This window comes from Mesorhizobium sp. M7A.F.Ca.US.011.01.1.1 (genome assembly GCF_003998295.1).
Taxonomy (GTDB): Bacteria; Pseudomonadota; Alphaproteobacteria; order Rhizobiales; family Rhizobiaceae; genus Mesorhizobium.
Genome location: NZ_RZRT01000001.1, coordinates 456,592 through 478,610, shown reverse-complemented (window position 1 = coordinate 478,610; position 22,019 = coordinate 456,592). Strand labels below are relative to the sequence as shown.

Below are 22,019 nucleotides of genomic sequence, written 5' to 3'. Positions count from 1 at the left end.
ATGAGGTGGACAAGGGCGATCCCGCCTGTGATCTGGCAATTGCTTGGACACTTTTCGAGGGCAAAAGCCGGGAAGCGTTCCGCGCCGGCCTTCCCGCCGACGAAGCGATGATGTGCAAGCGCTGATCACGGGCGCGGGCGTGAAGCGCCGAACGATAGGCCGCTCTAGCCAACCAGAACCCAGTCCCGTCGAGGAATCGTTTTTCAACGGTTGACTGCTGTCACAATCAGCGACGCGACAGCGCTCCAGGAGTTTCGATCGCTTTGGAAGAGGCAGACAGGCTTGGAGGCGTCATCCCGCTTTTCGCCTCGGTATCAAAGTGGGTTTGGCGGATCGGCGTCATCTGACGATAAAGGGGGCGGCAAGATTCAGGTATATTTCGGCGTAAATCAGGTAGATATTCCGCGTTATGCGGTCATTTTGGAAATATAGCACGTCAGAATTGTATTTAGCGCGAAGGTATCGGTATATATATATAATATATGACGTTGTGCCAGTTGTGCCATTCGCTATCATGGCAAGTGTTATTTGTGCAACACACCATTAATCTGTTCACAGAATTGGCATTATTTCGGAAATCGTCATTGAAGGCAGATGATCGATGGGTATGTTCGCCGCTGAAAAGGGCGAGCGGTGCGAGCCTTTTTCGTTGTGGGGGTGAGGCGGGAAAACATTGCCGCCAGCCACAAATCCGAAGCCATTTATAACTATGACTGGAGAGGTCAGAAAATGAACATCAAGAGCCTCCTTCTCGGCTCAGCCGCGGCCCTGATCGCGGTCAGCGGCGCACGCGCCGCCGACGCTGTCGTCGTCGCCGAACCGGAACCGGCCGAATACGTCAAGATCTGCGACGTCTACGGCGCCGGTTACTTCTACATTCCGGGCACCGAGACCTGCCTGCGCATCGGCGGCTACCTCCGCTATGACATGGGCGTCGGCGATTCCGGCGCGCTGGATGGCGCCAATAACGTTGCCGATCACATGGACGGCGATAGGAACGACACCTACTACAAGAACATGCGCTTCACGCTGAGGACTTATACCGGCCAGGAAACCGAGCTCGGCACATTGAAGACCTTCACCGAGACCCGCTTCCAGTTCGGCAACTCCTCCGGCGACTATACGGGTGACGGCACCGGCTGGCAGGCCGGCAACAAGGCCACCACCCTCAACTTCGCCTGGATCCAGCTCGGTGGCCTGCGCGTCGGTAAGGATGAAACGGTATACGACCAGTTCATCGGTTATGCCGGCAATGTCATCCAGGACACGCTCATCCCGTATGGTGTCAAGGATACCAATCTCATCAGCTACTACTTCGACGCTGGCAGCGGCTTTACGGGCGTGGTCTCGCTCGAAGAAGGCACCGCCGTCAACACGATCGACAGCTACGTTCCGCATGTCGTCGGCGGCTTGAAGTACAAGGGCGACTGGGGTGCGATCACCGGCGTCGTCGCCTATGACAGCAACTACGAGGAAGTGTCTGGCAAGGTCCGTTTGGACGTCAACGTCAGCAAGGAGCTGACGCTGTTCGTCATGGGCGGCTACGGCACCAACGACAACATCAACGACTTCGGCACAGGCCGGACCCAATACAAGCCATGGGGCGGAAACTGGGCGATCTGGGGCGGCGGCACCTACAAGTTCAACGACAAGACCTCGTTCAACGCCCAGATCTCCTATGACGACTGGAAGAACCTCGGCGTCGCCGCAAACGTAGCTTACACCATCGTGCCCGGCTACACGATCACGGCTGAAGTCGATTACCTCAATGCAGGAAAATTCGACGACCTCGACTTCAACAACTGGACCAAGGCCGACAAGAAGAGCAGCGTCGGCGGCATCGTTCGCTTCCAGCGCAATTTCTAACGGATCGACTGACCTCACCAGCCCGCCCGCAGCACATCGCTGCGGGCGGTTTTTTATGCATTGGCATGAGAGTTACCCGGGGGCCAAGCCGATACCTTGATTTCGCCACCCGATCGGTGAAAAGCTCCTGAAATGGAATGGCGCGACGAGGGAATCATTCTCGGCACCCGCAAGCATGGCGAAACCAGCGCCATTCTCGAGGTGTTGACGCGCGCGCATGGCCGTCATCTCGGCCTTGTTCGCGGCGGCCGCTCGCGCAAGCAGCAGCCCGTGCTCCAGCCCGGCAATCGCGTCGACCTGTTGTGGCGTGCGCGGCTTGATGAACATCTCGGCACGTTCCAGGCCGAGGCGATCGAGATGAACGCGGCCCGGTTGATGGACAGCGCCGTCGCCGTCTACGGCTTGCAGACCATGGCCGCGCATCTGCGCCTGCTGCCCGAGCGCGATGCGCATGAAGGTCTCTACGAAACGCTTGCCGTGATGATCGTCCATCTCGACGATGCCGAAATTGCCGGCGAACTGGTGGCGCGTTTCGAGCTTCTGGTGTTGGACGAACTCGGCTTCGGCCTCGATCTCAGCCAATGCGCCGCCACCGGCACGCGACAGGACCTGGCCTATGTCTCGCCGAAGTCGGGACGCGCGGTATCGCGCGAAGCCGGTTTGCCATGGCGCGACAAGATGCTGGCTCTGCCGGCTTTCCTGCAGCGCGGCTTCGGCCTGCGCGCCGATGCGGCTGATGTCGAGGACGCCTTCCGGCTAACAGGCTTCTTTTTCACCCGCCACGTCTATGAGCCGCGCGGCATCGAGCCGCCGGACGCTCGTACCGGCTTCCTCGCCGCCTTGCGCAAACATCACGCGCGCGGCAAGGCCATAGCTGGCGAGGACGCAGCCAGAGAAATCATCACATGAGCGAGGTCGAACTTTATCCCGGCCGGGTCTCACCGCTCGGCCTCGGCACCATTCCGCACGCCGACATCCTGAAATACACCGGTTTGGAATTGCTGCAGAGCATCGTCGACGGCAAGTATCCGGCGCCGCCGATTTCCTTTCAGCTGAATTTCACTCTCACCGAAGTCTCGGAAGGGCGTGCTGTCTTTCGTGGCATGCCGAGCGAGCGCCATCTCAATCCGCTGGGCAGCGTGCATGGCGGGTGGGCGGCGACGCTGCTCGATTCGGCACTAGCCTGTGCCGTGCAGACGCTGCTCGAAAAGGGCGAGGCCTATACCACGGCGGAGTTCAAGGTGAATTTGACGCGTCCCATCACGCCGAAGACCGGCGAGGTGGTGTGCGAGGGCAGGGTTGTTCACAAGGGCCGCACGTTGGCGGTGTCGGAAGCGACGTTGAAGGATGCCGGCGGCAAGCTGCTGGCTTTCGGCACCGAAACATGTTCGATCTTTCCGGCCGCCAATCTGGCGGCGCGTTGACCGGCGGCGCATTGAGTTTTCCGAGCTTGGATTTTCTGGCCGCTTGGCCGCCGCATTTGAATGTCAGTACGACGAATGTCAGTGAAAACTGGCCTGGTTTGGGGGAACCGCCATGTTTGAAAGCCTGATCGGCCTTGTCGCCATCATCGCCCTGTTCGTCATCATTTCGCGCCAGCAGAGCCGTATAGGCCTTGTCGAGCGCGAACTTGGCGCGCTGCGCAGTCTTGTTCTCTCGGGAGCCTTACCACCGGCGACAAAATCTTCCGAACAGACGGCGGCCGACAATGTGCCCGCCGATATGGCTCCGGCCGCAGCGGCCGCGGCCGATATCGCCCCGCCTGAGGCAAGCGAAGCGGTCACCGTGCAGGCGCCAGCCACGGACACGGAAGACTCGACCGGCGAGATCGTCTCCGGACCGTGGACCGCTCCAGAACCGGCACCGAAGGCGGTGGAACCTGCGGAGCTTCCCGGAGCGGCGAAAGTTGCCCGCCAGTCCGATGTCGAAACGGCACTCGGCACCCGATGGGCGGTCTGGGTCGGCGGCATCGCCCTGGCGCTGGGCGGTCTGTTCCTGATCCGCTACACCATCGAAGCCGGTATTTTCGGTCCCGGCGTGCGGCTGGCCATGGCCGGCGTGCTCGGCCTGGTGCTGGTCGCCGGCGGCGAGTTCATCCGCCGCACCGGCTTCAAGGTGCCGGTGCAAGGGGCCGCCGGCGCTTATATCCCGGCGATCCTGACTGCTGCCGGTGCCTTCATCCTGTTCGGCACCGTCTATGCCGCGCATGGCATTTACGGCTTCATAGGCCCGGCACTCGCCTTTACGTTGCTCGGCGCCATCGGCGTGGCGACGATCGCCGCAGCCCTTGTCCATGGCCAGGCGCTGGCCGGCATCGGCCTCGTCGGCGCCATGGTGACGCCGGTGCTGGTTGCCTCGCAGGCACCCAGTCCCTGGGCGCTGTTCGGCTATCTCGCGATCGTGCTCGCCGCCACCGGCGTCATCGCCCGCATGCGTGACTGGAAGGCGCTGATGGCGGCGGCCTTTTTCGGCACCGGTGTCTGGACCATCCTTTACATGACCGATGCGCCGGGGGCGAACCTCTCCGCCATCCTGTTCATCGACGCCGTCACGCTGGCTGTGCTCGCCCTTGTCTGGCTCGCTCGCCGTGGCGATGAAACCGGGCCGGCCAGGGTTTTCGACTGGCCGTCCATCGTGCCTGGCCTGTTCGTCGCATTTTCGGCGCTGGGCCTGTCGGTCGACCCGGTCTTCGCCGCCGCCGGCGATGCCTTGCCGGGCGCCGTGATCCTCGCCGCGCTGGTGGCCGTCGCGCTCTATCGCCCTTTGGCCCTGCCGCTGGTCTATACGGCCGGGCTGGCGACGGTGCTGATCTATCTCGGCATCATCCCGCCGACCTCGATCGCTTCCGATTTTTCGGGCGGGGCGCTGGGCGTCGATGGACTGCCGGTGGCAACATCCAATGCGCTGACCTTGCGCATCGGCATCGCGCTTGGCCTGATCTTCATCAGCGCCGGCTTTTGGGCCGCGCGCAGGTTCGCCGCCGGAACGCGGATCCGCGCGGCCTCATGGGCGGCATGGGGTGTCATCGTGTCGCTGGTTATCCTGCTGGCGCTCTGGTTCACCTTCGGCAATCTCGACCGTGATTTTGTTTACGCCGCCGCGGCGGCACTGCTGGTCGTCATTTTCGCCGCCGGTGGCGAGTGGATCGCGCGGGCCGAGGAGCCGCCGCTCAAGGGCGGTGTCGCGGTGTCGTTTGCCCTGGGCGGCGCGGCCATCGCCGGGCTCCTGCTCATGCATATGGCTTTCGATTCCGGCTGGACCACCATCCTGCTCGGTGCGGCGGCCATCGTGCCGGCGCTGGCCACGCGCTGGCGCGCCTATCCGGTGCTCGGCTGGATTTCGGTCGGCGCTGTGATCGCGGTGCTTGGCCGCATCGCTTTCGACCCGACCATTGCCGGCGCCGGGTTCCTTTCGAGGACACCGGTCTTCAACTGGCTGTTGCCCGGCTACGGCGTGCCGGCGCTGGCCTTCGGCATTGCAGCCTTGCAGCTTGCGCGCACCACGAATGGCCGGCCGCGCCTTGCCATGGAGGCGGCTGCGGCGCTGTTTGCGCTGCTCACGCTCGCCATGCTGGTGCGCCACGCCATGCACGGCGGCGTCATCGACACGGGTGCCATGACGCTCGCCGAACAGTCGATCTACACGCTGATCGCCATAGGTGCCGGCGCCATCCTGGTCGCCATCGACATGCGCTCGCCAAGCTCGGTGCTGCGCTATGGTTCGATGGCCGCCGGTGTGGCCTCGGTCGCCTTCATCGTTGTCAGGCATTTCGTCTTGCTGAACCCATTGTTCACCGACGAATCGACCGGCCGCATCCCGGTGTTCAACCTGTTGTTCCTCGCCTATCTCCTGCCGGCGATGGCCGCCGGGGGACTGGCGCTCTACACCAGGGACAAGCGGCCGAAATGGTATGCGCAGATGTTGGCTGTGGTGGCTGCCGCGCTTGCCTTCGCCTATGCCACGCTCTCGGTGAGGCGTCTGTTCAAGGGCGAGTTCATCGGCTTGTGGAGCGGCCTCGGCCAGCTGGAAACCTACACCTACTCGGCGCTCTGGCTGGTCATCGGTGTGGCGCTGCTCACCGCCGGCGTCTGGCTGAAGTCGCAGGTGCTGCGAATTGCCTCGGCCGCGCTGATCGCGATCGCCGTGCTGAAAGTCTTCATCTTCGACATGTCGGAGTTGGAGGGCGTGCTTAGGGCGCTGTCCTTCATCGGTCTCGGCGCGGTGCTGATCGGCATCGGACTGTTTTATCAGCGGCTGCTGACGCGGGCGGCGAAGGGGACTTGAGGGTTTGGAGTGTCGGAATACTCAAAATGGAATATTTGAATATTCCACGGGAGATATTCGAAATGCCGCTCTATATCCGCGACGACAAGGTGGACGCGCTCGCGACCCAACTGAAGCGCGAGACCAACGCCTCGAGCAAGACTGAAGCGGTGCGGATCGCGCTTCTGCACAAGCTTGAGCGCAACCGCGCCCGCAAGCCACTGGGCGAGAGGATTGCCGTTTTCCAGGCCCAGGCGGCTGCGCTGGGGCCGTCCGATCCCAACTTCGACATGAAGGCGTTCATGGACGAGGCGTGGGAAGACTGATGTTCGCCGGCGCGCCGGCGGTCCGCTGCATAGTTCCGCGCTTCTATGATTTTCTTCAGACGGATATGACATAAGCTGGAGTTTCTACGATCGATAGTCGGGAATAAATCGGCACCAGCCAGCGTTATCTCATTGCTTGGGTGACCGGGGCGACGGACCGCTTCGCGCTGGCCGCTTGCGCCGCGCCGAGAAGGCGCGTTCAATCGAGATCAACAAGGCGACCCCCAGAAACAGCGGTCATGGACGAAAAGAAGGCAGCAATCCTTGGCGAAATACCGCGCCTGCGCCGCTACGCACGCTCGCTTTTGCGCGACCGCGACGCTGCCGACGACCTTGTCCAGGATTGCCTCGAGCGGGCGCTTGTGCGGCTCGACAATTGGCAGACAGGAGAAAGCCCCCGGAGGTGGCTGTTTACGATCATGCATCATTTGTTCATCGACCAGATGCGCAAGGTGAACCGTCGCGGCGAGGCGGCGATGCTGCCGCTGGAGGCGGGCGAGGCCGTTGCCCAGCCGGCCGAGCAGATGGAGAGCATTGCCTCGCGCGAGATCATCGACGCATTGCAGGCGATCAGCCCCGACCGTCGCGCAGCCCTTGTCATGGTTGCCATCGAAGGTTTTTCCTATGCCGAAGCCGCCAACATTCTGGGCGTGCCTGCGGGCACGCTGATGTCGCGCATTGCGCGCGGGCGTGAGGAATTGCGCGGGCTGCTGGACGACACGGCGCGCCGCCGCGCGATAAGGATCGTCGAGAAATGATCCGCCGCGACTTTTCCGAACGTGACATCCACATGACGCTCGATGGCGAGCTGCCCAGCGACGAGCGCGCGGCCTACGATGCCTGGCTCGACGCCAATCCCGAAATGAAGGCCAAGAGCGCCCGTTTCACCGCCGACCGGGCGGCGCTCAGTGCCGCCTTCGCCGGCGTGCTGGACGAAGCCGTGCCTGCGCGGTTGCGCAAGGTCGTGCTTGGCGAGACGCCGGTCAAGGCAGCTGTGCCACGCTCACGCTGGTGGCTTGCCGCTGCTGCTGCCGTGCTTCTGGTCGTAGGCGGACTTGGTGGCTATTTTGCCGGCATCGACGGCATCGGGCAGGAGGATCCGGCGGAGGATCGGCTGGCCGAGCAGGCAATCGCGGCCCATGTCATCTATGCCGCCGAAAAGCGGCATGCCGTCGAGGTGCCGGCCAGCGACAAGGACCATCTGCAGACCTGGCTGTCCAACCGGGTAGGGCTGAAGCTGGTGGCGCCGGACCTGACCGCCGACGGATTCCAGCTGGTCGGCGGCCGGCTGTTGCCGGCAGGCGAGAGCAAGGCCGCCATGCTGCTTTACGAGGACGGCAATGGGCAGCGTATATCGCTGTTCGTCACCACGGAATCGATGGAGAATGCCAGGGGCACCTACGCGGCCACGCGAGACGGACCCGAGGCCGTCTATTGGCTGGACAAGGGCTATGGCTGCGCCGTGGTCGGCTCTTTGCCACGCGAGCGGCTGGCCGAGGTCGCGAGGAGCGCCTACACGCAACTTGTAAACGGGCTGGCAAGCTGAACGGCATCGCTTTTGCCGGTGCCGTCGATCCAAGAATGCTGATCCGGCCGAAGGACCTTTTGCGCCCGTCGGGCCGGCGTCGGATTTGTCACAATTCGGCCCTAATCGAGGTGCGATAGCGCTTGATGAATGCCGTCGCATCGCCCCGAAAATCGGAAACGGTTTTTGGAAATACGAGGCGAAGATTCAAGGTGGTGGAGCGGACTTCGTGCGCCCAGGCGGACGCCGGTTTTCCCAACGCCCTGGTTGGCGTCAAGGACGTGTTCGAGTAGGGCCATTTCCACCACCAATCGAGGTTTTCTGAAGCCGCATGCCTGCCGAGATCCGCACGGCCCGCGCGTCTGACGTCGATGATCTCGCCGCCATTGAGAAAGCTGTTTTCTCAAGCGACCGTATTTCCCGCCGCTCCTTCCGCCTGTTCATCGAGCGTGAAACCGCCGAGACGCTGGTCGCCGAAGTCGATGGCCGTGTGGCCGGCTATGCGATCGTGCTGTTTCGCAAGGGCAGCGGCGTGGCACGCCTCTACTCGATTGCGACCAGTCCGTTTTTCGGCGGGCTGGGTGTCGGCCGCATGCTGCTCGGATCCGCCGAAGATGCCGCCTTCGAGCACGACCGCATGATGCTGCGCCTCGAAGTTCGCGAGGACAACAGCCGCGCGATCCGCATCTACGAACGGGCCGGTTATCGCAAGATCGGCCGCGAGCCCGGCTACTATGAGGATGGCGAAACGGCACTTCGCTACGAAAAGACCTTGCGTGGCGACATTCCGATCGCCACCAAGGTTCCGTTCTACCCGCAGACCTGCGAATTCACCTGCGGCCCGTGCTGCCTGATGATGGCGATGGCCAATTTCGATCGCGGCTTCGTGCCGGATCCGGTCATGGAAATCCGCCTGTGGCGTGAAGCGACGACCGTCTTCATGATGTCGGGTCCCGGTGGTTGCGAGCCATTCGGCCTTGCTGTCTCCGGCTACGAAAGCGGGCTCGCGGTGGAGATCTACGTTTCCTTTTATGGCGCGCTGTTCCTGCAATCGGTGCGCAGTGAGGACAAGCGCAGGGTGATGGAACTGGCCCAGGTCGACTTTCGCCGACGCGCGGAACTTTACGGCATCCCGGTGAATTACCGTGCATTCACAATCGACGATATTCGCGCTGCGATCGCTGGGGGAAAGCTGGTGCTGGTGCTGATCAGCGGCTTCCTGATGTTCGGCAAGAAGGTGCCGCACTGGGTGCTGGCGATCGGCGATGACGGCGACCATATCCTGATCCACGACCCTTGGGTCGAGGATGAAAGGCAGGAGACCATTCTTGATGCAGCCAACATTCCCGTGCCTTACGGCATCTTCATGAACATGGCGCAGTTCGGTCGCGATGGACTGCGTGCCGCCATCACTCTGGGAAAGCGTGACAGATAATGACCTGGGTCATCCTTACCGGCAGGCAGAGCGATCTCGACCAGGTGGCGACACCGCACAAGATCATCACCAATCGCGACTATCTCGCGCATCCGTCACTGTTTCGCGGCCAGCGGCCGAAGGTCATCAACCTGTCGAACAATTACGCCTACCAGAGCCGCGGCTACTATGCGTCGCTGCTGGCAAGCTCGCGCGGCCACAAGGTGATCCCGACGGTCGAAACGATGATCGACCTTTCGGAGCGCAAGCTCTATGAACACGCGCTGCCGGAACTGGAGCTGGCGCTCAACAAATGCCGCAAGGACCTCGGCAGCGTTTTTCCGCAAAAGGTCTGCATTTTCTTCGGCATCGGCCCGTCGAAAATCTGGGACCGCTTCGCCAAACTTCTGTTCGACTGGTTCCGCGCGCCGGCGCTCGAAGTCCACATCAAGGACAGCGCCGAATGGGCCTCGATCCGCAAGATCGGTTTCCATCCGCTGGCGCGGATGACCGAGGACGAGGAAAAAAGCTTCATCCAGTGCCTGGAGACCTACACCAACCGCGAATGGCGCGACACCAAGGGCCGCACGCCGGCGCGCTACACCTTCGCCACGCTGGTCGACCCGCATGAGGAATTGCCGCCCTCGGAGATATCGTCGCTGCGCTATTGGGCCAAGATCGCCGAGAAGATGGGCGTCGAAATCGAGCCGATCACCAAGCGGGACCTCGCCAAGCTCGCCAATTACGACGCGCTGTTCATCCGCGAGACCACCTCGATCTCCAACCACACCTATCGTTTCGCCCGCCGCGCTCAGCAGGAAGGCATGCCGGTCATCGACGATCCGCTGTCGATGATCCGCTGCACCAACAAGGTCTATCTCAACGAGCTGATGGCCTACAACAAGGTCCCGGTGCCGCCGACGGTGATGATCGCCGGCACCTCGGATCTCGAACTGGCGGCGCAGACGCTGGGCTTTCCGCTGGTGCTGAAGATCCCGGATTCGTCGTTCTCGCGCGGCGTCAAGAAATGCGCCAATTTCGAGGAACTGAAGACGCTTGCTACCGAATGGCTGGAGGATTCCGACCTTCTGATCGCGCAAAAATTCATTCCGACCGAGTATGACTGGCGCGTCGGCGTGCTCGGCGGCCAGCCGCTGTTTGCCGTGCATTATCTGATGGCCAAGAAGCACTGGCAGATCGTCAACCACAAGGCCAACGGCAAGCCCGACCAGGGCGGCATCAAGACCTTCACGCTGAAGGAGACGCCGGCGCATGTCGTCGAGACGGCAGTGAAGGCGGCGCGCTGCATCGGCGACGGGCTCTATGGAGTCGATCTCAAGGAGACCAAGGACGGCGTCTTCGTCATAGAGGTCAACGACAATCCCAACCTCGACCATGGCTGGGAGGATTCCGGCGAGAAGGACGAGGTCTGGGTGCGGCTGACGCAGTGGTTTCTGGAGCGGCTGGACCGGCCGGGGCGGTAATTTGATCGGGGGTAGAACATGCAGTTCATCGTCATCGAGGATTTCACCGGCTGCGATCGCAAGGAGATCTACCGCCGCTTTCGCGACCGCGGCCGCCTGAAACCTGACGAGCTTCTCGTGCACCACAGCTGGATCGCGGCGGACATGAGCCGCTGCTTCCTGCTGGTGGAGACCGATGACGTCACGCTGCTGCAGCGTTGGGTCATCGAATGGGCGGATCTGGTGGAATTCGAGATCATCCCCGTGGCGACAAACAAGGACATGGCTGAGGCATTGAGCGGGCACCTCTGACCATCGCCGCACGTCACGTCAACGCAGTGCCGGCGAGCCGACTGCGCGCCGGCACTCGTCGATCAGCCACTGGCGAAACGCCGCCACGACATCGCGCCTTGCGCCGCGCTCCGGGATCGTCAGGCAATAGGGCTGGCGCAGCTCCAGTGCCTGGGCGAGGGGCCTGACAAGTCGGCCGTCTGCCAGCGCCGCGGCACAGTAGATTCCTTGCGCCAGCGCCACGCCCAATCCCGAAATGGCAAGGTCGAGTGCCGCGCGCGATGAGTTGGCCGAGAGGCCGCGCTGCGCTGCCCGGCCGGGCTCGATGCCGGCCGCCTCGAACCAGTTGTGCCAGGACGGGAAGGACGCACCGGTCGGTCCCCAGCCCGTATGGATAAGCGGCAGGCTGGCGAGGCCGTCGGGTTTGATCGTGTCCGCGAGCCCGGGTGCACACACGGGATAGACCGCGTCCTGGACGATATCCTCGGTCGGGTGCTCGCGATAATGCGGCCCATAGGAGAGCCTGATGTCGATCAGTTCACGGTCGAACGGCACCGGGTCGTCGTCGCCTCTGAGCGATATGTCGACCGCGCCATGGCTTGAGACAAAACCAGCGAGACGCTGCGAAAGCCAACCCATGGCCATGGATGGCGGCACCGACACCACAAGGCGCGGGCGGAATGCATCGCCGCCCAGTTCGCGCGAGACGCTGCCGATCTCCTGGAAGGCCATGGTCAGCCTGGGCAGCATCTCGACGCCGGCCTCGGTGAGGACGACGCGCCGGTTGACACGGTGGAACAGCTTGCGGCCCATCTGCTCCTCGACGGCGCGGATGAGCTGGCTGACGGCGGCGGCCGATACCGAAAGCTCTTCCGCCGCCGCGGCAAAGCTGCCTGTACGGGCCGCAGCCTCGAAAGCTTGAAGTCCTTTGAGAGAGGGAGGTACGGCCATAATCACCGAATAGATAAGTTCAGCTTATCTAAATTGCAGAAATCGTCGTTTTTGGAAAGGTTGTTCATTGGCTACAGTGGGTTCATCAAACTCCAGTCTGGATCGAAGCACGTGGATCATCGTGACGTAATTTCATCGTTGACGCAGGAGGAGCGCAACCGGCTGACCGCCAAGTCTGATGCCGCGGGCCTCGTTCAGCTTGCTGCTCATTGGGGCGCGATCGTGGTCGTCGGATCGCTGATCGCCGCCAAGGTGCCGTTCTGGCCACTGCTGATGCTGCCGCAAGGTATCCTCATCGTCTTCCTGTTCACGCTGCTGCACGAGACGGTTCATCGTACGGCTTTCGAGGCGCAGCGGCTGAACGATGCCGTGGCGCGGGTGTGCAGCCTGGCGATCGCACTGCCGGCGGACTGGTTCCGCTACTTCCACTTCGCCCACCATCGATACACCCAAGATCCCGACAATGACCCGGAACTGGCCTTCCCGAAACCGGAGACATGGCGGCAATACCTCGTCCACATATCCGGCATCCCGTTATGGTGGGGCCACCTCAAGACGCTTTATGCCAACGCGGCGGACCGTGGTCGCGAAAGCTACGTCCCGCCAAAGGGCTATGACAAGGTGCGCATCGAAGCACGCGCCATGATTGCCTTTTATGCCGTGGTCCTTCTGCTGGCCCTCTATTTCCGGCTCTCGGTGCTTGTCTATGTCTGGATCTTGCCCGCTCTGTTGGGGCAGCCGTTTCTGCGCCTCTATTTGCTGGCCGAACATGGTCGCTGTCCGTTCGTCGCCAACATGCTGGAGAACACCAGGACCACGTTGACCAACTGGCTGGTCCGCAGGCTGGCGTGGAACATGCCGTTCCATGCCGAGCATCATGCCTATCCCGGCGTGCCGTTTCATCAACTGCCGCGGTTTCATGCGCTGATCGAGCGGCATCTCAAGGTGGTCGAGCCCGGCTATGTCAGCTTCCACGGCAAATACATCGACACGCTGCGTTGACGATGGCCGGCCTCAGCCGGTCTGGCTGTGGAGCGCTCGGGATTTCAACAGACGCTGGATCTCGGCGGCCGTTGACGGCACGCCGATCAGATAGCCCTGCGCCTCGGTACAGCCATTGCCGCGCAGGATGTCGAGTTGCACCTCGGTCTCGACCCCCTCGGCGGTGACAGTGATGCCAAGCTCGGCGCCCAGCCCGATAACGGTGCGAACGATCGCCGCGGCGTCACGATTGCCCAGGTCGTGGATGAACGAACGATCGATCTTGATCTTGTCGACGGGAAAACGCCTGAGGTAGCCGAGCGAGGAATAGCCGGTGCCGAAATCGTCCAGCGCGATGCGGATGCCGAGTTCGCGCAACTGCCGCAGCGTCCTTAACACCGCCTCGCTTTCGTCCATCAGCACGGTTTCGGTGATTTCAAGCTCCAACCGATCGGCTGGCACGCCGGAGAAAGCCAGCGCCGAGATGACGCTGCGGGCGAAGCTGCCGCTTTTAAGTTGCACGGCCGAGACATTGACCGCGACGCGCAGGCCGGCGGGCCAGTCGGCCGCCGCCGTGCAAGCTTTCCTCAGCGCCCATTCGCCAAGCGGCACGATCAATCCAGTGTCTTCGGCGACCGGAATGAAGCTGTCCGGCGCCACCGTGCCGCGTGTCGGCGAATGCCAGCGCATCAAGGCTTCCGCGCCGACGATCTCCCCGGATGCGATGTTCATGATGGGCTGGAAGTCGAGGTCGAATTCCTGGCGCGGCAGCGCGGTCTCGAGGTCGATCTCCAGCGCACGCCGTGCCTGTACCATAGCGTCCATTCCGGGTTCGAAGAACCGATACTGATTGCGCCCTTCGCTCTTCGCCCGGTAAAGCGCCGTATCGGCGTTCCTCAGCAGCGTGTCGGCATCTCCACCGTCGTCGGGGAAAACCGCTATGCCCAGGCTGATGCCGATATGCATCTCGCGGCTCTTGTCGCGGAACGGTTTTCCGATTGTCTCGATGATGCGCTTCGCGAGTTTTTCAGCATTGGCAATGCCCTTGAAATTGCACTGGATGATGACGAATTCGTCACCACCGAAGCGGGCAACGACGTCGTTTTCATTATGAAGGCAGCGCTGCAGCCGCTCGGCCACGCTCTTCAGCAGCCAGTCGCCGGCCGGATGTCCCCAAGTGTCGTTGACCGCCTTGAAGCGATCGAGATCGAGCGAGAAGATCGCGAGCGGCGTGGCCGCCGTGTCCTCCAGCGCAATGTCGAGCCGTTCGCGAAACATCGAGCGGTTGGGCAGTCCGGTCAGCATGTCGTGATGCGCAAGATGGGTCATGCGCTCTTCGGTACGGCGGCGCTCCGTAACATCGTCAAAGGTCGCCACCCAACCGCCGCCGTTCATCGGCTGGCGGGTGACCAGAACCGTCCTGCCGTCTGTAAGATGCCGATAGGCCGAATGCATTTTTTTCGCCACCAGGCAGGCTTCGGTCTTGGCGACTTCGCTGTCGACATCGATCTTCGTATAGATGCCGAGTTCCAGCAATCGTTCGAGCGCGTCGCGGTGCGTCGTTCCAAGCGGGAAGTCCGCCGCGGTGACGTTGTAGAGTTCTAGGAAACGCCCGTTGCGCACGATCATCTTGCCGTCGGCGTCATACATCAGCAGGCCTTGCGACATATTGGCGAGCGCTGCGTCGAAGCGGCGGTGCTGCTCCTTGAGATCCTCTTGCGCGCGGCGCTGCTCGGTGATGTCCTCATAGATCGAGACCCAGCCGCCCAGAGCCAGAGGGCGGTGCGAGATGCTGACGATGCGGCCGTCCGACAGTGTTTCTTCGTAGGTCGAGGGCTTTGCCTGATCGATATAGGGCTTGCGGATAGCGTAGAGTTCGTCGGCGGTTTGCGAGGCGATGCCGATATCGACGCTGTGGCGCAGAATGTCGAGGAACCGGATGCCGGGCCTTATGATGCTGGCTTCGAGGCAAAAGATGTTCAGGTAGTTGCCGTTGCAGATGATCATCCGCTCGTCGGCGTCGAACATGCACAGGCCGTGCGACATGTTCTCGACCGCAGCCGAAAAGCGTTGGTTCTGCTCGCGCAGTTCGTTTTCCATGTGGCGGGAGCGGTCCATGCCTTCGGCCTCCCGTTTCGGGTTGGTCGAACCATCCTTGGCATCAGCGACGGGCATGAGCGCGCCTGCGGACCGTGATCGAACGCGCTATTGTGGCCGCCGCCGGTTAATTTAGCGTTTTTAGTCGATTGCGGTCGCCGAAACCTGGTGTCGCGATGTCTCGATCGCGGAAAACCGCTTCAGGAACGCATTTTGCGCCCAGGTCACCGAGCGTGGCGTGAAATCGAAGCGGTCGGCATTGAAGCCGCGCGGACGGCCGAAGAACTCGGTCGCCTCGGCGGTCGAAAAGCCGGCGAGCAGCGTTGCCTCGAAATAGGCGGCGATCTGGTCGGCGCGCTTGATCTCCTTGCGCAGCGCAGCACCCGGTTCCGGCAGCGAGAAGCGCAGATGGATGGCGCGCTGCAGCCGCAACTCACAATCCTTGTAGCTGCCGCCCATTACCGATTTGAACGGTGAGATCATGTCGCCGATGACATATTCGGGGGCGTCGTGCAGAAGAGCCGCCAGCCGGGCGTCGGCCGAAGCCTCGGGTACCAGGTCGCGGAACAGCGCTTCGACCAGCAGCGAGTGCTGGGCGACCGAAAAGGCATGCTCACCGCTGGTCTGGCCGTTCCAGCGGGCAACGCGGGCGAGCCCATGCGCAATGTCTGAAATCTCGATGTCGAGCGGCGAGGGATCGAGCAGGTCGAGCCGGCGGCCCGACAGCATGCGCTGCCACGCGCGTGCCGGCGCGCCGACGCGGTCGGCAGCCATCAGGCCTCCTCCGCGCTGACGGCTTCCTGCGGGAAGGCGAATTTTGCCCAGACCGGGATGGCGAGTGAAACGGTGGCGTCACCGGCCATGATCGGCTGGCCGGCGTCGAGCGCCGCCTTGACCCGGTCGATGCGTGCAATGGCCAGACCGGTCGTGCCGGTGGTCGAGCCGAGCGTGCCAACCGGCCGGCCTGCAACGGTTAGCTCGGTGCCCGGCGCGGGCAGGGGCCCGTCGGCCGATACAATCAGCACACGCCGCCTGGCCGTGCCGCGATGCTGCATGCGCGAGACGACCTCCTGGCCGACATAGCAGCCCTTCTTGAAGCCGACGCCACCGGTTTCGTCCAGCAGCACGTCGTGGGGGAAGGCGTCTCCGAGTTGGTAGTCGCTGCCGCTTTCGGCAATGCCGCCGGCAATGCGGAAGGCTTGCCACGCGGCAAGATCGCTGCGCTCATCTGTTTCGCCATAGGAACGCGTGACGGCACCCTTCGGAAAGCGTGTGTCGGCGGCTGCCGTTGAATCAGATTGTGAGGGTGTTGATTCATGTCCCCATGCGACGGTGACAAATGCCTGATCGGATTTGGCAATCTCGACCTTGGCGCGCAGTTTGTAGAGCGTCAGCCGGCGTATGAAATCGTCCGCTATGTCGGCACGGCATTCGAGCCGGAATGCATTCTCGCCGGTGCGCGAGATCAGGAAATCGAACAGGATCTTGCCTTGCGGCGTCAGCAGCGCACCGGGCTTGGCTTCGCCGGGAGCCAGGATGTCGAGATCGGTGGTCACGATGTTTTGCAAAAAATGCTCGGCATCCGGACCTGATACGGAAATGAGGGCGCGGTCTTTGAGCTGGGCAAAGGGCATGGGCGGAAAAGCAACCTGATCTTGCAAAACGGTCGGCCTTTACGTAAGCCGCTGGCACTCCCCCCGCAAGAGAGCATGGCCATGATCTACGACCTCATCCTGACAGGCGGCACCGTGGTCAACCACGACGGCGAAGGGGCTCGCGACATCGGCGTGAAGGGCGGGCGCATCGCCGCCATCGGCGATCTCCGCCAGGCCTCGGCGGGCGAGACGATCGATTGCCGCGGCCTGCATATCCTGCCGGGCGTCATCGACAGCCAGGTGCACTTTCGTGAGCCGGGATTGGAGCACAAGGAAGATTTGGAAACGGGTTCGCGCGCGGCCGTGCTTGGCGGCGTTACCACCGTGTTCGAGATGCCCAACACCAATCCTTTGACCACCAGCGAGGCAGCGCTTGCCGACAAGGTTCGGCGCGGCACGGATCGCATGCATTGCGATTTTGCCTTCTGGGTCGGCGGCACCCGCGAAAACGCCGGGGATGTCGGCGAGCTTGAGCGATTGCCGGGCGCGGCCGGGATCAAGGTTTTCATGGGCTCGTCCACCGGCGATCTGCTGGTCGAGGACGACGAAGGTGTCGCCTCGATCCTGAGAAACACGCGCCGCCGTGCAGCCTTTCATTCGGAAGACGAATTCCGGCTGCGCGAGCGTCTTGGCGAGCGCATCGAGGGCGACCCGGCATCGCACCCTGTCTGGCGCGACGAGATCGCCGCCTTACGCTGTACCGAACGGCTTGTACGCATCGCGCGCAGCGTTCGCGCCCGCATTCATGTCCTGCACATCTCGACGGCCGAGGAGATTGTGTTCCTCGAACAACACAAGGATGTCGCGACCTGCGAGGCAACGCCGCATCATTTGACGCTGAGCGCCGACGACTATGCACGGCTTGGCACGCGGATCCAGATGAACCCGCCGGTGCGCGCCGCCCGCCATCGCGACGGCGTCTGGCACGGCATTGCGCAAGGCGTCGTCGACGTGCTCGGCTCCGACCATGCGCCGCACACGCTGGCCGAGAAGGCCAAGCCGTATCCGGCCTCACCGTCGGGAATGACCGGCGTGCAGACGCTGGTGCCGATCATGCTCGACCACGTCAATGCCGGCCGGCTGACCTTGCAGCGCTTTGTCGACCTCTCGAGCCACGGCCCGCAACGCATCTTCGGCATGGCGAGAAAGGGCCGCATCGCTGCCGGCTACGACGCCGACCTCACCATCGTAGACATGATGCGGCGCGAGATGATCACCAATGCGCAGGCCGGCTCGAAAGCCGGCTGGACGCCTTATGATGGCAGGGAAGTGACGGGTTGGCCGGTCGGCACCGTCATTCGAGGCCGACGTGTCATGTGGGAGGGCGAAATCGTCACGCCAGGCCAAGGCAAAGCGGTGGAGTTTTCCGAGGCATTGCCCGTCTAGGCTCCCGGATCTCTGCAAGGGCAGAGGCAGAAAGCTCAATCCCCGGCGACGAAGAACGACCACTGTCCGGCAGGCGTGATGCCGACACGGTAGAAGATATAGGCGCCGAACTGCTTCATATCATTGAAATCGCCGGCGGTGACGATCTTGAAGAGCTCGACCCGCTGCTTGGCGTCCAGCTTGTCCAGCGGCAGGGCGAAGAAATACGGCCACACATAGAGTTCTTGTGGCGTGCCGGCATCGAGGTGGACGTAGCCGGCATTAAGCACCTCCTCCAGGATGGCCAGAATCTCCTGGCCGTCTGGGTCTCCGGAGAGGCCCTTGAGGAAGGCGATGGCGTCGCCGTCTATGTCGGTCAGCGATATCTGTGTCATGCTCTCGCCCGTGCCGATCAACGGCCGCAGCTTTTCGATATCGCCGCCCTCGCAGGCTTCGACGATCAGATCGTGCATGCGCCGCACCGGTTCCGGCAGCTTGCCGAGATCGTAGACGACCTCAGGCACCGGCGTTTCCGGATCGACGCGCGGTCTGGTCACGCCGCCATCCGCCGGACTGTCCGGCTCGGCTTCGGCAGGAGCAGTCGGCTGGCCGGCCGGCGGCGGTGTTCCGACCGGGTTGGGCATTGGCACGGCGCTTCCGGGGGGCGACATGTCGTCGTCGGCCGGCGGCGTGACTGTCGGGGGGAGCTCTTCGCGCTTGATTTCGCTCAGCGCATACACGGGGCTGCTCGCGAGACACACAAGCAGGGGAATCGCGGCACAGCAAGCGGCGAAGGAGATGCGAAGGATCAAGCCACACGGCTTGCCTGACATCGAAAAACTCACTGCCCGTTTCTCCCTGCTTCCGGGCATGACGCCCGAGCGGCATGTTGCCGTCAAAGAACCGGAGGTCGGTTCAGTGCCGCAGCCGTTCAGGTTCGAAGGCGCCAGCAATCACCTTTTCACGCATACGGTCGAGCAGGGCAAGGGCCGAGGTCTCGCCATTGGCACGCAACATCTCGCCGAAGGCTGTTTCGAGCGCTGCTTCGGCAATGATCTCGGGCTCTATCCCGGCGGAGAGACCTTCCGCCCAGGCCTCGCTGTGGCTTTCCACGGCGGTCAGGCGTTTTTCTTCCCTGACCAGCGCGTCGATGTCGTTGACACCATGTTCCATAAGCGAATGTCCACCCTTTCAAGCTGCGATCCATCGATGTGGATCAGGCCTGATCTGTTCATTTCACACGCAGGGGCAATTAAGTGTTTGTAAATACGACATTTTTTTGATCGTCTTTTACAAAGCCCGATTGCCTTGTGCGAAGCTGCGTTCAGCTCGAGTCAAACTTAGCCGATTGGGGCGGCCTGCGGGGCGAAAACCTTCAGTTTGAGTTAATTCCGCTTTCGCGCGGTAAGGTTTCGTTAATACTGTTGCAGAAGTGCAACATGAGGATTGCACCAAGATATCGCCTGGCACAAGCCGATATATCGGCTGTGCCCAGCAATGATCCGGATAGTTGTTGATGAGCGAGTGCCTAGTTGCCGTAACGCGAGGCGATATCGCGAGACAGCGTCTCGCCTTCCTTCATGTAGCGGCTGATGGCTTCGGTCGCCGAGGGCGTGCACCTCGTATAGGTGCCGCCGAAGGAGCGGTAGCCGCGATTGAAGCTGGCAATGAAGCGGGCGCGCCGCTCGGCGTCCGGATTTTCCGAATCGAGCAGTTTTGTCATCTCGACACGCCACTGGTCGCCCTTCTCGCCGCACAGATTGCGCAGGAAATGCAGCGAGCCCAGAACCTCCGCCAGCCGCATCAACCCAGGCTCGAACGGCGATTCGGCGCTGAGCGCGGGCCGTATCGAAACGGTCGCACCGACCGCAAGACACACGGCGAGGAGCATGGACGGACGGTTCATAAGCCTTCTCTAACCAACGGCGTGGCTCTGCCAAACAGGATAAGTCTTTGTGGCGAAACAATTTGTCGCCTGCAAGGCGGTTTCAGGGCTTCGGCCCGTCGTCTCCGTCCGGGTCCAACAAGTCCTCGGCCACGGCGAACACCGAGCCGGCGAGCGGCAATGCCGCCATCTCACTGAGCGTATAGAAGGCCGCCGTCTCTGCATCGTCGCTGGCCACCGCCTCGCCGCCGGCATAGGCGGCGCCGAAGACCGTGAGGAGATAATCGACCGGGTGGCTGTCATCCCTGCCGTCGATGTGGATTTCCCGCAGCGGGCGGTAATCGGTGGCCCGCAAGCCGGTCTCTTCCAACAGTTCGCGGACCGCGGCCTGTTCCAGCGTCTCACCGGCTTCGACCTTGCCACCCGGAAAGGCATAGAGCCCTTGCGAGGGTTGCCGGGCTCGCTTGACCAGAAGCACGGTGTCTGCCCGCACGACGGCGACCGAGACTGCCGGAAGTGTTTTGCGCGCTTCGTTCATGGGTTCCCGATCAGGCGTGTAGGCAGGTCTGTTGTGGATCGCCCAGCATGGGCAAGCTTTAGCGGTTGCGCAACGCCGGTTGCATCGCCACTTTCAAGCTGAACCATTCGAAGGACGCCAATCGACCATGTGCGGACGTTTTGCCTTGACCGCGACGCCGGACCAGACTGCCGCGTTGCTAGGCTTGGCGGAACTGGAGGATTTCCCGGCGCGCTACAACATCGCCCCGACCCAGCCGATCCTGATGGCGGTCGCCGGCCCCCTGCGGGCGCCGGGCTCCAATCTGCCGGACCGGCAGCCAATGCTGGTGCGCTGGGGGCTGATCCCGACCTGGGTGAAGGACACAGGCGAGTTTCCGCTGCTGTTCAACGCGCGCTCCGAAGGGGCTGCCGAAAAGGCGTCGTTCAAGGCCGCCATGCGCCATCGCCGCGCCTTGGTGCCGGCGTCCGGCTTTTATGAATGGCGGCAAACCGGCGGCAAGAAAGGCCAGCCTTACTGGATACGCCCAAGGCGTGGCGGGCTGGTCGCCTTCGCCGGACTGATCGAGACCTATGCCGAGCCGGGCGGTTCGGAAATGGACACCGGCGCCATCCTGACCATCAACGCCAATGCCGACATCGCGCATATCCACGACCGCATGCCTGTGGTGATCGACCCCAGGGATTTCGCCCGTTGGCTGGATTGCCGCACGCTCGAACCGCGTGATGTCGCCGATCTGTTGCGGCCGGCTCAACTCGATTTCTTCGAGGCCATTCCCGTCTCCGACCTGGTCAACAAGGTCGCCAACACCGGACCGGAGATTCAGGAGCGGGGCGAGATCGGACCGGAGCCCGAAAAGGTCAAGCGCCAGAAGCCCGGCGCGGACGACAATCAGATGACGTTGTTCTAGTTGAACTGTTCTTCAGCGGCGTATGTCTGCGCCATTTGCCAGGCGCCCTTGACGCAGGGCCGCACACCACTTCAGGCGGCGCGGGGCGACACGATCTTCTGTACCGGCTTTTTCTTCTTCGCGGTGTGAAGGAGGGCGGCGACGATCGCGGCCGGGCCGATCGCGCGATAGTGGTTGGCCAGTGCCGGCTGCTTGGCTTCCTGCTTGGTTCGGGGCATGTTTCTCTTCCCAGGTAACATTTTCGTGTCTGCGTTTGATGGCTGATTCTGACCAAATCGTGACGCCCGCTGATCTAGCCGGCGAATGTTTCATGACTGTGCCGACATGTTTAATAAAATGTTTCAGTGCATCATTACCTGTGATCCAGCGACGTTTTTGCCGAAACTTGCGACTTGACGGCAACACATGCCAAGGCGATAAAGCCGCCCATGAAGACGTCTTTCGCCATTTGTGGCATTTGCATTATTGGCTAGCCTCGCGCTGGTCCGGACGTTTTCGCCTCATCTTTCC

General features: G+C 62.5%; 22 protein-coding genes and 1 pseudogene. 14 read left to right on the top strand and 9 right to left on the bottom strand.

Annotated features, from left to right (window positions below; genetic code table 11):
- Positions 1-14 precede the first annotated feature (14 nt).
- From EOA13_RS37830 to EOA13_RS02390, 11 genes and pseudogenes are all read left to right on the top strand, one after another.
- Positions 15-104: pseudogene (locus EOA13_RS37830) on the top strand (aminoglycoside phosphotransferase); the annotation flags it as partial.
- A 625-nt stretch (positions 105-729) separates the two neighbouring features.
- Positions 730-1,866: a porin gene (locus EOA13_RS02435; protein WP_127289363.1), complete on the top strand. Its 1,137-nt coding sequence runs from the start codon at positions 730-732 to the stop codon at positions 1,864-1,866.
- Between the two features lie 132 nt (positions 1,867-1,998).
- Entirely contained in the window at positions 1,999-2,775 is a 777-nt protein-coding gene (gene recO / locus EOA13_RS02430) for a DNA repair protein RecO (protein WP_127289361.1), read from the top strand.
- Positions 2,772-3,290 carry a PaaI family thioesterase gene (locus EOA13_RS02425; protein WP_127289359.1) on the top strand — a complete coding sequence of 173 codons (519 nt, stop codon included), beginning with the start codon at positions 2,772-2,774 and terminating at the stop codon, positions 3,288-3,290. Before recO ends, EOA13_RS02425 begins: the two co-directional genes overlap by 4 nt.
- A gap of 112 nt (positions 3,291-3,402) precedes the next feature.
- Positions 3,403-6,150, top strand: a complete 2,748-nt coding sequence (locus EOA13_RS02420; RefSeq protein WP_127289357.1) for a DUF2339 domain-containing protein — start codon at positions 3,403-3,405, stop codon at positions 6,148-6,150.
- 62 nt (positions 6,151-6,212) lie between these two features.
- A complete protein-coding gene (locus EOA13_RS02415) occupies positions 6,213-6,455 on the top strand; it encodes a type II toxin-antitoxin system VapB family antitoxin (protein ID WP_127289355.1) in 243 nt (80 codons plus the stop codon).
- Between the two features lie 239 nt (positions 6,456-6,694).
- Positions 6,695-7,213: an RNA polymerase sigma factor gene (locus EOA13_RS02410; RefSeq protein WP_023812879.1), complete on the top strand. Its 519-nt coding sequence runs from the start codon at positions 6,695-6,697 to the stop codon at positions 7,211-7,213.
- Positions 7,210-8,001 (top strand): anti-sigma factor, encoded by a 792-nt coding sequence (locus tag EOA13_RS02405; protein WP_127289353.1) that lies wholly within the window; start codon positions 7,210-7,212, stop codon positions 7,999-8,001. Before EOA13_RS02410 ends, EOA13_RS02405 begins: the two co-directional genes overlap by 4 nt.
- Before the next feature lie 310 nt (positions 8,002-8,311).
- Positions 8,312-9,415 (top strand): peptidase C39 family protein, encoded by a 1,104-nt coding sequence (locus EOA13_RS02400; protein ID WP_127257394.1) that lies wholly within the window; start codon positions 8,312-8,314, stop codon positions 9,413-9,415.
- On the top strand, positions 9,415-10,878 hold the full coding sequence (locus EOA13_RS02395; protein WP_127289351.1) for a RimK family protein: 1,464 nt from the start codon (positions 9,415-9,417) through the stop codon (positions 10,876-10,878). Before EOA13_RS02400 ends, EOA13_RS02395 begins: the two co-directional genes overlap by 1 nt.
- 18 nt (positions 10,879-10,896) lie before the next feature.
- Positions 10,897-11,169 (top strand): DUF3303 family protein, encoded by a 273-nt coding sequence (locus EOA13_RS02390; protein ID WP_127268533.1) that lies wholly within the window; start codon positions 10,897-10,899, stop codon positions 11,167-11,169.
- Between the two features lie 18 nt (positions 11,170-11,187).
- Here EOA13_RS02390 and EOA13_RS02385 read toward each other — a convergent pair whose 3' ends face one another.
- Positions 11,188-12,099 carry a LysR substrate-binding domain-containing protein gene (locus EOA13_RS02385; RefSeq protein WP_127289349.1) on the bottom strand — a complete coding sequence of 304 codons (912 nt, stop codon included), beginning with the start codon at positions 12,097-12,099 and terminating at the stop codon, positions 11,188-11,190.
- A 111-nt stretch (positions 12,100-12,210) separates the two neighbouring features.
- Here EOA13_RS02385 and EOA13_RS02380 point away from each other — a divergent pair, with 111 nt between their 5' ends.
- Entirely contained in the window at positions 12,211-13,101 is an 891-nt protein-coding gene (locus tag EOA13_RS02380) for a fatty acid desaturase family protein (protein ID WP_127289347.1), read from the top strand.
- Between the two features lie 12 nt (positions 13,102-13,113).
- On the opposite strand, the gene EOA13_RS02375 is transcribed toward EOA13_RS02380, so the two are convergent.
- The 3 genes from EOA13_RS02375 to EOA13_RS02365 form a co-directional block, all read right to left on the bottom strand.
- Entirely contained in the window at positions 13,114-15,255 is a 2,142-nt protein-coding gene (locus EOA13_RS02375; RefSeq protein ID WP_127289345.1) for an EAL domain-containing protein, read from the bottom strand.
- A 63-nt stretch (positions 15,256-15,318) separates the two neighbouring features.
- On the bottom strand, positions 15,319-15,951 hold the full coding sequence (locus tag EOA13_RS02370) for an HD family hydrolase (RefSeq protein WP_127289343.1): 633 nt from the start codon (positions 15,949-15,951) through the stop codon (positions 15,319-15,321).
- Complete coding sequence (locus EOA13_RS02365) at positions 15,951-16,811, bottom strand: folate-binding protein YgfZ (protein ID WP_127289341.1); 861 nt, start codon at positions 16,809-16,811, stop codon at positions 15,951-15,953. Before EOA13_RS02365 ends, EOA13_RS02370 begins: the two co-directional genes overlap by 1 nt.
- A 75-nt stretch (positions 16,812-16,886) precedes the next feature.
- Between EOA13_RS02365 and EOA13_RS02360 the strand changes: the two genes are divergently transcribed.
- Positions 16,887-18,218 (top strand): dihydroorotase, encoded by a 1,332-nt coding sequence (locus EOA13_RS02360; RefSeq protein ID WP_164779947.1) that lies wholly within the window; start codon positions 16,887-16,889, stop codon positions 18,216-18,218.
- Between the two features lie 35 nt (positions 18,219-18,253).
- Here EOA13_RS02360 and EOA13_RS02355 read toward each other — a convergent pair whose 3' ends face one another.
- The 4 genes from EOA13_RS02355 to EOA13_RS02340 form a co-directional block, all read right to left on the bottom strand.
- The gene (locus tag EOA13_RS02355) at positions 18,254-19,042 is read right to left on the bottom strand and encodes a hypothetical protein (protein WP_164779946.1); all 789 of its coding nucleotides are present in this window, start codon (positions 19,040-19,042) and stop codon (positions 18,254-18,256) included.
- A 70-nt stretch (positions 19,043-19,112) separates the two neighbouring features.
- Positions 19,113-19,370 carry a hypothetical protein gene (locus EOA13_RS02350; RefSeq protein ID WP_008874920.1) on the bottom strand — a complete coding sequence of 86 codons (258 nt, stop codon included), beginning with the start codon at positions 19,368-19,370 and terminating at the stop codon, positions 19,113-19,115.
- Between the two features lie 355 nt (positions 19,371-19,725).
- On the bottom strand, positions 19,726-20,103 hold the full coding sequence (locus tag EOA13_RS02345; protein ID WP_013532565.1) for a TIGR02301 family protein: 378 nt from the start codon (positions 20,101-20,103) through the stop codon (positions 19,726-19,728).
- Positions 20,104-20,185: 82 nt separating this feature from the next.
- Positions 20,186-20,620: an NUDIX hydrolase gene (locus EOA13_RS02340; protein ID WP_127289337.1), complete on the bottom strand. Its 435-nt coding sequence runs from the start codon at positions 20,618-20,620 to the stop codon at positions 20,186-20,188.
- Positions 20,621-20,747: 127 nt separating this feature from the next.
- Between EOA13_RS02340 and EOA13_RS02335 the strand changes: the two genes are divergently transcribed.
- Positions 20,748-21,509, top strand: a complete 762-nt coding sequence (locus EOA13_RS02335; RefSeq protein WP_127289335.1) for an SOS response-associated peptidase — start codon at positions 20,748-20,750, stop codon at positions 21,507-21,509.
- 71 nt (positions 21,510-21,580) lie between these two features.
- Here EOA13_RS02335 and EOA13_RS02330 read toward each other — a convergent pair whose 3' ends face one another.
- Positions 21,581-21,727 (bottom strand): hypothetical protein, encoded by a 147-nt coding sequence (locus EOA13_RS02330; protein ID WP_127289333.1) that lies wholly within the window; start codon positions 21,725-21,727, stop codon positions 21,581-21,583.
- Positions 21,728-22,019: the final 292 nt, after the last annotated feature.